The sequence below is a fragment of the Exiguobacterium sp. H66 genome (assembly GCF_018618705.1).
Classification (GTDB): Bacteria; Bacillota; Bacilli; order Exiguobacteriales; family Exiguobacteriaceae; genus Exiguobacterium_A; species Exiguobacterium_A oxidotolerans.
Genome location: NZ_JACSMQ010000001.1, coordinates 596,997 through 609,701, shown reverse-complemented (window position 1 = coordinate 609,701; position 12,705 = coordinate 596,997). Strand labels below are relative to the sequence as shown.

Here is a 12,705-nt window from a genome sequence, read left to right as displayed (position 1 = left end):
TAACTGGGGGCTTTTTTTGAGGGGAGAATTGACGATGCGAACGACTCAAGATGCGATTCGACATTTAGAACGGATTTCCGTTTATCTCGAAGTAAAAGGTGAAAACCCATTTAAAATCAATGCCTTTCGTAAGGCGGCAAGTATATTAGAAGCGGCAGAACACGATTTCATGGACATTGAAGATTTCACAGCGATGAAAGGGATTGGCAAAGGAACAGCGGCGGTCCTTGAAGAATTCCGGACGACAGGCACGAGTACGGCACTCTCGGAACTGGAACAAGAAGTGCCAGAAGGTCTGATTGCGCTACTGAAGATTCCTGGTCTCGGAGGTAAGAAACTCGCAAAATTACATGATGTCGGTGTCATCGATGCAGATTCCTTTGCCGAAAAACTGGAGGATGGTACAGTCGAAGCGATGCCGGGATTCGGGAAAAAGACAGTCGAAAAATACGTGAAGGCACTCGAAACCTTTGAAACACGACCGGAACGTTTACCGTACGGTGTCATGCGAAAAATCGTAAGTGAACTCGAACAGACGCTAACGGCATTTGAAGGAATCATCCGATTCGCAGTTGGCGGAAGTTTCCGGCGGTCTGAAGAGACGTGCAAGGATCTTGATTTTATTTTGTCGACAGATCAAGCAGAAGTCGTCAAAGGACAATTACTCGAGCTTGAGCAAATCGATGAAATCATCGCGGCAGGTGAGACGAAAGTATCGGTCGTCTTAAAACGCGATACGAACTATATCGCAGTCGACTTCCGCTTAGTCGACGACGCAGCATTCGCCTCGACGTTACATCACTTCACAGGGTCGAAAGATCATAATGTTCGGATGCGGCAACTCGCAAAAGAACGTGGTGAGAGTATTTCGGAATACGGTGTCGAGACGAAAGACGGTTTGTTCCAGCCACAAACAGAGGATGAATTATTCGCGCGGTATGACTTGCCGTTCATCCCACCAGAGTTACGTAGCGGGCGCCACGAGTTTGAACAAGATTTGACGCGACTGATTACGGAAAAAGATATCCAAGCGGATGTCCATATGCATACGACGTGGTCGGACGGAACCTTATCAGTCGAAGAACTCGTCGATGCTTGTGCTGCGCGCGGTTACTCGTGGATGGCCATCACGGATCACAGCCAATACATGAAGTTCGTCAACGGATTGACGATAGATCGCTTACGCAAACAACGTGTTGAGATTGAAGCCGCGCGTAAGAAACATCCCGACATGACAATCTTATGTGGTGTCGAGATGGATATCTTGCCGGATGGATCACTTGATTATGAGGATGAGTTCTTGCAGGAAATGGACTACGTCATCGCCTCGATTCATTCGAAGTTTGATCAGACGGAAACTGAAATCATGCAACGGTTAGAAAATGCTTGTCGTAATCCTTATGTCTCACTCATTGCCCATCCGACAGGACGAATCATCGGTCGGCGCGAAGGTTATGCCGTCAATGTTGATCGCCTGATTGAACTGGCGGCAGAGACAGGGACAGCGCTTGAACTGAATGCGAACCCGGCACGTTTTGATTTAACGGCGGCTTCGCTCGCGAAAGCAAAGGCAGCGGGTGTTAAAATGATGATTAATACGGACACACACCGTCCAGAAATGTTAGAAGACATGAAACTTGGAGTCCTCCATGCACGTAAAGCATACTTGGAACCAACAGATGTCATCAATACGTGGACGGCGCAGGAGGCGCGTGCCTTCTTTGATCGAAAACGTTTAGGAGTGGATTAAATGAATGCTAACGCATTACGCGTCTTAGAATATGATAAATTGAAAGACTTACTCATCAAACAAACGGCTAGCTCGCTCGGAGCACAGTTCGTCAAAAATATGCAACCGTCAGAAGATTATGAACAAGTCAAAGCACTCTTAGCCGTGACGACGGAAGCGACGACGGTCTATCGTCTACGCGACCGTTATCCGTTCGGCGGTCTAACGGATGTGCGTAGTGAAGTCAAACGGTCTGAGATCGGTTCAATCCTCTCGACGAGTGAATTGTTGGCTGTAGCAGACGTCGTTTACTCCGGACGCCAAGTGAAAGCTTTTCAAGAACGGCTGCACGAGGACAATCCCGACTTACGATTGCCGGCACTCGACAGCCGAATCGAGCAAATTACGAAGCTCGTCGAAATCGAACAAGGGATTCGTCATGCGATTGATGACCAAGGCGTCGTCCAAGACTCTGCGAGTGACAAACTACGGTCGTTAAGAAGTCAGCTGCGCTCACTCGAAGGACAAGTCCGTTCGAAAATCGACGGTGTCTTACGCAGTAAATCGAAGATGTTGTCGGATGCCATCGTCACGATGCGAAACGACCGTTATTGTGTCCCGGTCAAACAAGAATACCGTCAAGCATTTGGCGGGATTGTCCACGATCAATCAGCGTCTGGAGCAACACTGTTCATCGAACCACAAGCCGTCGTTGCCGCAAATAACGAAATCCAAGAAGCGCGTCTCAAAGAACGTGCCGAAATCGAACGCATTTTAGCCCAGTTATCGGCACTTGTCGGTGCAGTCGGAGATTCGTTACGGATTAATCTCGATGTGTTGGCAGAACTCGATTTCATCATGGCGAAAGCGTTGTATGGTCATCAAATTCGTGCCGTCGAACCACGCTTGAATGAAGAACGGCGAATCGTCTTAAAAGAAGCGCGCCATCCGTTCATTGCGGATGAAGATGTCGTCCCAATCACCGTTTCCTTAGGTGGCGAATTTACATCACTCGTCATCACTGGACCAAACACCGGTGGGAAAACCGTCACGTTGAAAACGATTGGTCTTCTGCAACTGATGGTCCAGTCCGGATTATACGTGCCGGCAGCCGACGAAACGGAACTGAGTGTCTTTGATGCGATTTATGCAGATATCGGTGACGAACAATCGATTGAACAAAATCTCTCGACGTTTAGTTCACACATGACGAACATCGTCTCGATGATGGAGAAGATTGACTTCATGAGCCTCGTCCTATTTGATGAGCTCGGAGCAGGAACTGATCCGACGGAAGGGGCGGCACTCGCGATTGCGATTCTCGATGAAGTCAAGCGTCGCGGAGCACGTGTCGCCGCGACGACTCACTATTCGGAACTGAAGGCTTATGGTTATAATCGTGAAGGTGTCGTCAATGCCTCGATGGAATTTGATGTCGAATCACTCAGCCCGACCTATCGTTTACTGATTGGTGTCCCAGGTCGCTCGAATGCCTTTGAAATTTCGAAACGACTTGGCTTATCGGACATGGTGATTGAGGCAGCGCGTGGTCAAGTCGGAAGCGATGCTCAGTCTGTCGAAACGATGATTGGTCGACTCGAGGAAGCGAAACAACGTGCCGAATCGCTCGAGCAAGAACTACAACAAGAAAAAGAACGACTGACATTAGAGCGCGAACAGTTCGAACAGGAACAAGCTGAAATTTTTGAGGAGAAAAATGAAATTTTAGCGAAAGCAGAAGAAAAAGCGACACGAGCCGTCGAACGCGCTCAAAAAGAGGCGGAGGCTGTTATCAAACGCCTGAAAGAACTCCGTGATGCAGGTGCCGTCAAGGAACATGAATTGATTGAAGCCCGCAAGCAGCTCGAACAAGCAAAACCAACCTTACAAGATCAGCGGATTGCGAAAGTAAAAGCGAAACATGATAAAACGCCGACGTTTGCTAAAGGTGAAGAAGTTAAAGTGACGACCTTCAATCAAAAAGGCTACATCATCAATCAAAACTCGAACGGCGACTACACGGTTCAAGTCGGTATCATGAAAGTCAACGTCAAGCCCGGTGATCTCGCTAAAATCGGAGCAGCCAAACCAACCCAGAAGACAACGAAACGGTCAGGAAGTTCAAGTATCACAAAACAATCGTCTCCGTCAGCCGAACTCGATTTACGCGGTGTACGGGTAGAAGAAGGTCTATCGAAACTGGAACGTTTCATGGATCAGGCGTTATTGTCGAACTATGATCATATCCGTGTCATTCATGGACTCGGGACGGGTGCGATGCGTCAAGGCGTGCAGGAATACTTGCGTGGCAACCGTCACGTGAAGACGTCTCGACTCGGTGGTCAAGGTGAAGGTGGACATGGCGTGACAATCATCGAATTGAAATGAGGAAACGCGAATGAACATCTTTGAAAACGTCTACGTCTATACGACGGCGCTCTATTCAGTTGCGGGTCTCTTAATTATCATGGGTCTTGCACTGTTTGAGTTGACAACACGGTATCGGAACTGGGAACATATCAAGAGTGGAAACATCGCTGTTGCTCTAGCGACAGGCGGAAAAATCATCGGACTCGCAAACATCGTTCATTTCGCTGTCCAAAGTGAAGAACGTGTCGGGGCAATTTTTTTAGAGAGTGCCTTTGGATTTTTATTGTTAATCTCGACCTATTGGATTTTTGAGTTCTTGACACCTAATCTCCCAGTAGACCGAGAAATCGAAAAAGGAAACATCGCAGTCGGTATCATTGCGTGTGCTCTCTCGATTGGGATGTCATTCGTCATCGGTTCTGCGTTAGTGGGGTGAGCTTGTGTTAGAACGGTTAGCAAAAATTATGTTTGGTGTCTCGATTGCTTTTTTAGTCGTCGGATTGTTATGGATCTTTATGAATTAAAAGAACTGGCTTTGCTAAGTGATCATTCCGTACTGAACTTCATTCAGTGCGGAATTTTTATGGAGTGAGGACTACTTTTCATATGAAGGAGGAACATTGAATGAATGTCAGAAAAACAACAACAAATGAAACGAGACGACGTGCATTCGAAGCCATGCAAGCCATCTCGTGGAAGGATATTTTTTGGATTATCGTTGGTTCCGCCATTTTATCATTTGGCGTCAATTACTTTACGATACCGAATGATTTATCTGAAGGTGGATTAATTGGGATTACGGTCATCTTCTATTACCTGTATGGCTGGGATCCGGGACTTGTTTCGCTCCTTGCGAACGCTATTCTCTTCATCATCGGTTATCGTTTCTTAAGTCGAAAAACGATGATTTACTCGGTCATCTCGGTTGCGGTGACATCCTTCGTCCTCTCGACGACGGCATCATTCACGACTTCGTCAGATAATCGTCTGATCGGGACGGTTTACGCAGGGATTTTGATCGGGGTCGGAATCGGTCTTGTTATCCGCGCAGGGGGGACGACAGGTGGTGGTGTCATCATCGCCCGTCTGATGAATAAATATTTGAACCTCGGGATTGCAGTCTCGATGTTTATCATCGATGTCATCGTTGTCGGAGCGTCCGGGTTCTTATTCGGTGAAGAAACGATGCTGTATACATTGATTGCAATCATCATCGGCTCTTATTTGATTGATCTCGTCAGCGAAGGCCTGAATGTTCGAGAAGCGGTCACAATCATTAGTCACCGTCAAGAAGAGATTGCGACTGTGCTGACGGAAACACTCGGAAGAAGTGCGACTGTCATCCATAGTCATGGTCATTTTACGAAACAAAAAAATGACATGCTCTATATGATTGTCGATAAACGCCAACTCGCGCCACTAAAACAAATTGTCGAAGCAGCAGACCCACGAGCTTTCGTCGTCATTCATAAAGTACGTGAAGTCATCGGAGAAGGATTTACGTATCCTTCACGATAAGATGAAGCGAGGTCAGGCTAAAATTAAATGTTCGGTTCCAAGCCTATTGTTCATATGTTGTGAACGGTAGGCTTTTTTTGATGAAGTCCTTAATCATAAGAAAACCCGTCTTCATGAAAAGAGGAATTTTTTAACTTTTTTTAGCCAATAGTAGCCGTAAAGGGGAAATAACACGTATAATAAAAATGAATAGTAATTCAGTCACAGGGAGGGATTTGAATGGATTCAGTATGGTTAAAGGATTATCCAGAGCAAGTACCCGCATCAATCGACTATCGTGAGATTCCGTTGTACCAAGCTTTAGATGAAGCGGCAGATGATTTTCCCGAGCGACGGGCACTGAGTTTTCTTGGGAAACGAATGACTTTCAAGGAAGTACGACAAGAAGCAAGAAGTCTAGCACACGTTTTACAAGAAGCTGGGCTCGAAAAAGGGGACCGTGTCGGTTTAATGTTGCCGAACTGCCCGCAGTATATGCTGAGTTATTATGCCGTATTATACGCCGGTGGAACAGTCGTCCAAGTAAACCCGCTCTATACGGACCGTGAGCTCGAGCAAATTCTAGTCGATTCTTCTGCGAAAATGCTCATCACCCTCGATCTTCTCTACCCGAAGGCGACACGAGTCAAGTCATCGACGCCCTTGACGACGGTCGTGACGACGAGCATCGCAGACTATCTGTCATTTCCAAAAAACAAACTATATCCAATCAAATCACGCAAGGACAACAACATCATCGTCGATACGACGGGATCCATTCCTTTTTTGACACACCGAGAGCACCCTCCGATTGAACCGGTCGAGATTGATCCAAAAGAAGACATTGCTGTTTTACAATATACCGGTGGCACGACAGGAGCACCGAAAGGCGTCATGTTGACGCATTACAATTTAAGCGCGAACGTCGAACAAATTGGGCACTGGTTCTATAAATATTCACGCGGTGATGGGCGTAAATTATTAGCGGTCGTTCCTTATTTCCACGTGTATGGCATGACCTGCAACTTAAACTTTGGTATTTTTAATACGTATGAGCAAATCATCTTACCAAAGTTTGATATTGAACAAGTGCTGAAAACGATTGATAAAGAAAAACCGAACTTGTTCCCGGGTGCACCGACGATGTACGTCGGTTTATTAAATCATCCGAAACTGAAAAAATATGATCTTTCGTCCATCGAGGCTTGTATTTCCGGTTCGGCACCACTTCCGGTCGAAGTCCAGGAGAAATTTGAAAGTGTGACGGGTGGACGGATCGTCGAAGGATATGGTTTGTCAGAGACGAGCCCTGTCACACATACGAACTGCATTTGGGATAAACGCGTTCCAGGATCAGTTGGCATTCCGGTTCCAGACACGATCGCAAAAATCGTTCAAGCCGATGGTGAGACGCTAGCAGCACCAGGTGAGATTGGTGAGATTCTTGTCCGAGGTCCGCAAGTCATGAAGGGATATTGGAAACGTCCGGAAGATACGCAGGCAGTCTTGCGTGATGGGTGGTTGCACACGGGGGACTTAGGATATGTGGGGGAAGACCATTATTTCCGGATTGTCGACCGTAAAAAAGATTTAATCATCGCTTCAGGATTTAATATCTATCCACGTGAAGTCGAAGAAATTTTATATGAACATCCTGCAGTCAAAGAAGCTGTCGTGATCGGTGTACCTGATGCTTATAGAGGTGAGACAGTGAAGGCCTTTATCGTCCTCAAAGATGAAATGAGCGTGACGGAGGAAGAACTTGATCAGTTCTGTCGAAAAAACTTAGCATCGTTCAAAGTACCAAAACGCTACGAATTTAGACAAGAGTTGCCGAAAACATTTGTCGGGAAGATTCTCCGCCGTGTCCTAGTCGAAGAAGAACGGGCAAAACAGCTGGAAGAAAGCAGTTGACAGTAAAGAAAGACATGGTAGAATAAATATGAATGAACCATCATTCATTTTATTTGTTAGGAGATATCTTTATGAAAAGAACAATGTCTAAGAGTGATCGCATCATTGATGCAGCAGTCAAAGTGATTGCAAAGAACGGTTATCATGGCGCGAAAGTAACAGCCATCGCGAAAGAAGCAGGCGTCGCAGACGGGACGATTTATCTTTACTTTAAAAACAAAGAACACCTGTTGATCTCTTTGTTCGAAGCGAAGATGGGGAGTTTCATCGAGTATTCAGAAGCTCAAATCGCGAATCATCAATCAGCGACGAAACAACTCGCTGCATTGATTGAGGCACACTTGGAGCAACTGTCCGTCGATTATGATTTGGCCGTCGTCACACAAATCGAGTTACGGCAGTCAAATCAAGAGATGCGGCAAAAGATTGCGACCGTCCTCAAACCATATCTCCATTTAATTGACCGTGTCATTCACAATGGGATCGCATCAGGCGAGTTCTCAGCCGAACTGGATTATCGGTTGGCGAGACAAATGGTCTTCGGGACGATTGATGAAGTCGTCACGAGTTGGATGGCGAGTGGCTTTAAATATGATTTATTGGAAACGCAACATGGTATTCATCGAATGCTGATCAAAGGGCTGAGTTAAGCCCTTTTCAAGACAAGCTTTTTGTAAGCGGATACAACGGATGATGGTGAATAGAAGTTGACAAGGGGGAGCTAGTGATGGAAATCTATGTGTTGTTAAAACGGACGTTTGATACGGAAGAAGCAATCCAGCTCGAAAACGGTAAGATTGAGGAAGACGGAGCAGAGTTCATCATCAATCCATATGATGAGTATGCGGTCGAGGAAGCGATTCGGGTGCGGGATGCACAAGGGGGAGTCGTAACCGTCTTAACAGTAGGACCGGAAGATGCGGATAAAGAATTACGAACAGCACTTGCAATGGGGGCTGACAAAGCGGTTCGTATTTCGATTGAGGACGATGTAGAAGAAGCGGATCATTTCTCGGTTTCTGAAGTCCTCGCTGGTTATCTGAAGGAACAAGACGTTGACTTAATCATCGCCGGGAACGTAGCGGTTGACGGTGGAAGCGGACAAGTCGCACCACGTGTCGCACAGTTGCTTGACATACCATATGTCACGACGATCACGAAGTTAGAGATCGACGGAACGGATGCTGTCGTCACACGTGACTCGGAAGGGGACACGGAAGTCATCAAAACGTCGTTACCGTTACTCGTCACGGCACAACAAGGGTTAAACGAACCGCGTTACCCTAGTCTTCCTGGAATCATGAAAGCGAAAAAGAAACCACTTGAAGAATTAGATCTCTCAGATCTTGAACTGGACGAAGATGAACTAGCACCACGTCTCGAGACAGTCGAACGCTTTTTACCACCGAACAAAGCCGCTGGTAAAGTGCTCGAAGGGGAGATCTCGACACAAGTCGAAGAACTCGCTGCGCTATTACGAAACGAAGCAAAAGTAGTCTAAGGGGGAATGAACGATATGTCAAAAGCACTTGTACTTGCAGAATCACGTGATGGTAATTTACGAAATGTTTCGTTTGAAGCGATTGCGGCAGCGAAACTTGTAGCAGATGAAGTCGTCGTCGCCTTGATTGGGGAAAACGTAGCAAAAGATGCGGCACAACTCGCGACGCGTGGGGCGAACCAGGTTCTCGTCGTAGAGGACGCACGTCTTCTTCACTATACACCGGACGGTTATGGACAAGTCTTCATGCAACTGATTGACCGTGTGTCACCGGATGTACTCGTCTTCGGTCACACGTCGCTCGGAAAAGATTTGTCACCCAAAATTGCAGCGAAGCTCGAAGCCGGTTTAATCAGTGACGTCACATCAATCGAGGGAAGCGGAGCGGATGCGTTGTTCATCCGACCGATTTACTCAGGGAAAGCCTTTGAAAAGGTAAAAGTCACAGAAGGTAAAACACTGTTTACGGTCCGACCGAATAACATCGAACCGTTAGCGGAAGGCAGTTCGGACGGATCGATTGAAGCAGTAACGGTCGAACTAAAAGATTTACGGACCATCGTTTCTGAAGTCATTCGTAAAGCAACGGGCGGGGTCGATTTATCAGAGGCGAAAATCATCGTTGCGGGTGGACGTGGTGTCAAGAGTGCTGACGGGTTTGCACCGTTACAGGAATTAGCGGATTTACTTGGCGGGGCAGTCGGCGCTTCTCGTGGCGCCTGTGACGCTGATTACTGTGACTATGCGTTACAGATTGGTCAAACGGGGAAAGTCGTTACACCGGATCTCTACATCGCCTGTGGCATTTCCGGAGCGATTCAACACTTGGCAGGCATGTCGAATGCGAAAGTCATCGTCGCCATCAACAAAGATCCGGAAGCGAATATCTTCTCGGTCGCAGATTATGGCATCGTCGGAGATTTGTTTGATGTTGTGCCATTACTGACAGCAGAATTCAAGAAAATGCTCGTTCATTAATTTAAAAAGTGGGGCGGAGGAATCATCCTCTGCTCCTCTTTTTCTGCGCGGTGGGCGGTGTGAAATCGTCGTGAGCAGTTTCTTTTATCGAACGACATCGCTGTGCTATACTCAAATCAGTAAACAGGTTGATTTCACTTTTGCTGTAGCAAACATGAAATGAATCTAAAATTTAGGGGGTAATATTTCATGGCAATCGTACACGCAACTAGCCAATCATTTAAAGAAGATACACAAAAAGGACTCGTCCTCGTTGACTTTTGGGCAACTTGGTGCGGACCTTGCCGTATGCTCGCTCCAGTTCTCGAAGAACTCGATGCAGATATGCAAGACGTAACAATCGTTAAAGTTGATGTCGACGCTAACCCGGAAATTGCTGGTGCGTTCCAAGTACAAAGTATCCCGACACTCGTTCTCTTCAAAGACGGTGAGCCGGTTAATAAAACAATGGGCTTCATGCCTAAAGATGCATTAAAAGAATTCGTTGAATCAAACTAATTCGTTGAATGTTTCATAAAAAAGAGAGTGCCTCCTGAAATACGGAGGCACTCTCTTTTCAGACTGTAAACAACGTGATATCGGAAAATCAAGCGTCTTTTTTCGTTGCTTTCCTCGGGCGAGGCGCAAGCCGTTGCTCCTTGGTCCTCACGGACAACGAGCAGGGTCTTGCCTGCCTCTGAACGTGCGTTGAAAACGCACTTTTCCCGTAGGAGTCAACGAAACGTGACGCTTTTTAGGTCATACCGTGAAGGAAACTCATGCTTACAGATGCTTTAGATTGCAAGCTGTCGCGACCCTGCAGCTTTGCTGTAGCTTCATAAGAGTTTGTCCATACGCCGCAAAAAGAGTGCCTCCTGAACTACGGAGGCACTCTTTTGGTCGTTCGTTTAAACGAGTGGGACGATCCCGCCGAAAGATGTCGCTGACGATTGTCTAACGGCGCATTGTCAAGACATCGGTGAACAAAGCTCGACGAGGTGACCGTCCGGGTCAAGTACATAAGCGACGGTTTGTCCCCACGGTTTAACCGTTGGAGCGAGGATTGAAGGGAATCCTGCTACGGTGATTCGTTCGTATACGCCCTTAACATCATCAGTAACGAATCCGATTTCGAGTGACTGCGGTCCGGTCTTGTCCGGGATGTCGTACGCAATCAGCGTTCGTACATCTTCTTTCGTATTAAAGGCGAGTGTCGTCGTGCCTGTGTCAAATTCGACATAACTTCCATGCTGCGCTTTGATTGGTAGACCTAATATTTCATGATAAAACATCAATGTCTGTTTGGGGTCATCAATGTAAAGGATCGTATAGCCGTAACGAATCATCGGAACCTCCTGACAAAAATTTAATCAACGAGTAACGAAGAAATATCGGAAGCGGGTGTCGGATAAGCGAAACTCGTTTGTTGCAAGGCGGAACTTGGAATCCGGTGTTGCATTGCGAATGAAAAATAGTTCGCAAGTTCAGCGGCGTGAACCCCGATGAAGTGAGCGCCGAGAATTTGATCATCGTCACCAATCAGTACTTTAGCACGCGCGAAGGGATCTTTGATGCGGACATTCGTCTGCCAGGAAGAGGTATCGATCAAGTGACCGCGATAGGATATGTTAGCTTTTTTCAAAGCCGCTTCCGTTTTCCCGACTTGCGTGACGTTCGGTGCAGTAAAGACGACGCTCGGCACCGGTAATAACTCTAGTTTTCGAGAAGGTCCTTCAATCATGTTATGTGCCGCAAGACTCCCTTCGGTTCCTGCGAACGGGGTTAAGGCGGGGTTGCCACTGAGCGCGACATCACCTGCAGCAAAGATGTTTGAAGTAGACGACTGGAGGTATTCATTGACATGGATGCCTTTTTCTTCGTATTCGACACCTGCTTTTTCTAGGTCGAGCTGGTCGACGCTCGCGACACGACCGGTAGCATTTAAGACGACATCGGTTTCGACCGTCGTATCATTTGATAGTTGAAGCGTCGTGCCATGATAGGAGACAGCTTCTGCACTATGCACGATTTTAATCCCGAGTGCTTGAGTCGCTTCGAGCAACACTTCGACAAGTTCCTGTTCAAACTGTTTTAAAGGACGGGACCGTAACACGATCGTGACTTCTGCCCCGGCGATGCGGGCGAGGTGTGCGAACTCGAATGAAATATATCCGCCGCCGATGCAGACAAGGCGCCGCGGGACATCTCGTAATTCTAAAAATTCATTGCTCGTCAAGAAGCGTTCGCTTCCTGGAATCGACAATTCGCGTGGTCGCAAGCCAGTGGCAATCAAAAAGTGTTTCGCTTCGAGTTCAGTGTCATCGACTACGATCCGTTCTTTCGAGAGGAATCGGGGTTCACCGTGGAAATAGTCGATTCCGATTTCGTCATAACGCGCACGTGTTTGTTCCGGGATGGCACGTGTATATTCATTTTTTCGTTCCATCAATTGACGCCAATCGATGGAAATGAGTCCTTTAAGACCATAACCGAGCAATCTCTCGACAGCATCTTTCGTTTCACTGCCAGTCAAAAGAATTTTTTTTGCATCACATCCACGTTGAGCGCATGTTCCACCTGGAGTGAAATTTTCGATTATCGCGACGCGAAGTCCTTTCTCGACGAATTTATAAGCTGCTTGATTCCCAGCAGAGCCTGTTCCAATTATAATGCAATCATATGTACGCATATTTTATCCTCCATGTGTCATAATCGTTGTAAGATGTTTACCCTATAA

11 protein-coding genes are annotated in these 12,705 nt (G+C 46.9%); 9 read left to right on the top strand and 2 right to left on the bottom strand.

Going from position 1 to position 12,705, the window contains the following annotated elements; all coding sequences use genetic code 11:
• Positions 1 to 34 precede the first annotated feature (34 nt).
• The 9 genes from polX to trxA all read left to right on the top strand — a co-directional run bounded on the left by polX (position 35) and on the right by trxA (position 10,487).
• Entirely contained in the window at positions 35 to 1,750 is a 1,716-nt protein-coding gene (polX, locus tag KNP88_RS03080) for a DNA polymerase/3'-5' exonuclease PolX (protein WP_214892220.1), read from the top strand.
• A complete protein-coding gene (locus KNP88_RS03075; RefSeq protein ID WP_214768714.1) occupies positions 1,751 to 4,117 on the top strand; it encodes an endonuclease MutS2 in 2,367 nt (788 codons plus the stop codon).
• A gap of 10 nt (positions 4,118 to 4,127) precedes the next feature.
• Positions 4,128 to 4,535, top strand: a complete 408-nt coding sequence (locus tag KNP88_RS03070; protein ID WP_029331108.1) for a DUF350 domain-containing protein — start codon at positions 4,128 to 4,130, stop codon at positions 4,533 to 4,535.
• Between the two features lie 188 nt (positions 4,536 to 4,723).
• Positions 4,724 to 5,617 carry a YitT family protein gene (locus KNP88_RS03065; protein WP_034800851.1) on the top strand — a complete coding sequence of 298 codons (894 nt, stop codon included), beginning with the start codon at positions 4,724 to 4,726 and terminating at the stop codon, positions 5,615 to 5,617.
• A 219-nt stretch (positions 5,618 to 5,836) separates the two neighbouring features.
• Positions 5,837 to 7,510: an AMP-binding protein gene (locus KNP88_RS03060; RefSeq protein WP_214892218.1), complete on the top strand. Its 1,674-nt coding sequence runs from the start codon at positions 5,837 to 5,839 to the stop codon at positions 7,508 to 7,510.
• Positions 7,511 to 7,581: 71 nt separating this feature from the next.
• On the top strand, positions 7,582 to 8,160 hold the full coding sequence (locus KNP88_RS03055) for a fatty acid metabolism transcriptional regulator FadR (RefSeq protein ID WP_051667299.1): 579 nt from the start codon (positions 7,582 to 7,584) through the stop codon (positions 8,158 to 8,160).
• Between the two features lie 77 nt (positions 8,161 to 8,237).
• Positions 8,238 to 9,011 carry an electron transfer flavoprotein subunit beta/FixA family protein gene (locus KNP88_RS03050; protein ID WP_214766538.1) on the top strand — a complete coding sequence of 258 codons (774 nt, stop codon included), beginning with the start codon at positions 8,238 to 8,240 and terminating at the stop codon, positions 9,009 to 9,011.
• Between the two features lie 15 nt (positions 9,012 to 9,026).
• Positions 9,027 to 9,989 carry an electron transfer flavoprotein subunit alpha/FixB family protein gene (locus KNP88_RS03045; RefSeq protein ID WP_214766536.1) on the top strand — a complete coding sequence of 321 codons (963 nt, stop codon included), beginning with the start codon at positions 9,027 to 9,029 and terminating at the stop codon, positions 9,987 to 9,989.
• 189 nt (positions 9,990 to 10,178) lie between these two features.
• Positions 10,179 to 10,487, top strand: coding sequence for a thioredoxin (gene trxA / locus KNP88_RS03040; protein WP_029331102.1), 309 nt, complete (start codon positions 10,179 to 10,181; stop codon positions 10,485 to 10,487).
• A 449-nt stretch (positions 10,488 to 10,936) separates the two neighbouring features.
• On the opposite strand, the gene KNP88_RS03035 is transcribed toward trxA, so the two are convergent.
• Together KNP88_RS03035 and KNP88_RS03030 are read right to left on the bottom strand one after the other, a co-directional pair.
• Complete coding sequence (locus tag KNP88_RS03035; RefSeq protein ID WP_214892216.1) at positions 10,937 to 11,314, bottom strand: VOC family protein; 378 nt, start codon at positions 11,312 to 11,314, stop codon at positions 10,937 to 10,939.
• 20 nt (positions 11,315 to 11,334) lie between these two features.
• Positions 11,335 to 12,657 (bottom strand): dihydrolipoyl dehydrogenase family protein, encoded by a 1,323-nt coding sequence (locus KNP88_RS03030; RefSeq protein WP_214892215.1) that lies wholly within the window; start codon positions 12,655 to 12,657, stop codon positions 11,335 to 11,337.
• Between the last annotated feature and the right edge of the window lie 48 nt (positions 12,658 to 12,705).

Bases quoted from the DNA above. Each gene is read 5' to 3' on its own strand.
- polX (WP_214892220.1), top strand. From the start codon at position 35: ATGCGAACGACTCAAGATGCGATTCGACATTTAGAACGGATTTCCGTT.
- KNP88_RS03075 (WP_214768714.1), top strand. From the start codon at position 1,751: ATGAATGCTAACGCATTACGCGTCTTAGAATATGATAAATTGAAAGAC.
- KNP88_RS03070 (WP_029331108.1), top strand. From the start codon at position 4,128: ATGAACATCTTTGAAAACGTCTACGTCTATACGACGGCGCTCTATTCA.
- KNP88_RS03065 (WP_034800851.1), top strand. From the start codon at position 4,724: ATGAATGTCAGAAAAACAACAACAAATGAAACGAGACGACGTGCATTC.
- KNP88_RS03060 (WP_214892218.1), top strand. From the start codon at position 5,837: ATGGATTCAGTATGGTTAAAGGATTATCCAGAGCAAGTACCCGCATCA.
- KNP88_RS03055 (WP_051667299.1), top strand. From the start codon at position 7,582: ATGAAAAGAACAATGTCTAAGAGTGATCGCATCATTGATGCAGCAGTC.
- KNP88_RS03050 (WP_214766538.1), top strand. From the start codon at position 8,238: ATGGAAATCTATGTGTTGTTAAAACGGACGTTTGATACGGAAGAAGCA.
- KNP88_RS03045 (WP_214766536.1), top strand. From the start codon at position 9,027: ATGTCAAAAGCACTTGTACTTGCAGAATCACGTGATGGTAATTTACGA.
- trxA (WP_029331102.1), top strand. From the start codon at position 10,179: ATGGCAATCGTACACGCAACTAGCCAATCATTTAAAGAAGATACACAA.
- KNP88_RS03035 (WP_214892216.1), bottom strand. From the start codon at position 11,314: ATGATTCGTTACGGCTATACGATCCTTTACATTGATGACCCCAAACAG.
- KNP88_RS03030 (WP_214892215.1), bottom strand. From the start codon at position 12,657: ATGCGTACATATGATTGCATTATAATTGGAACAGGCTCTGCTGGGAAT.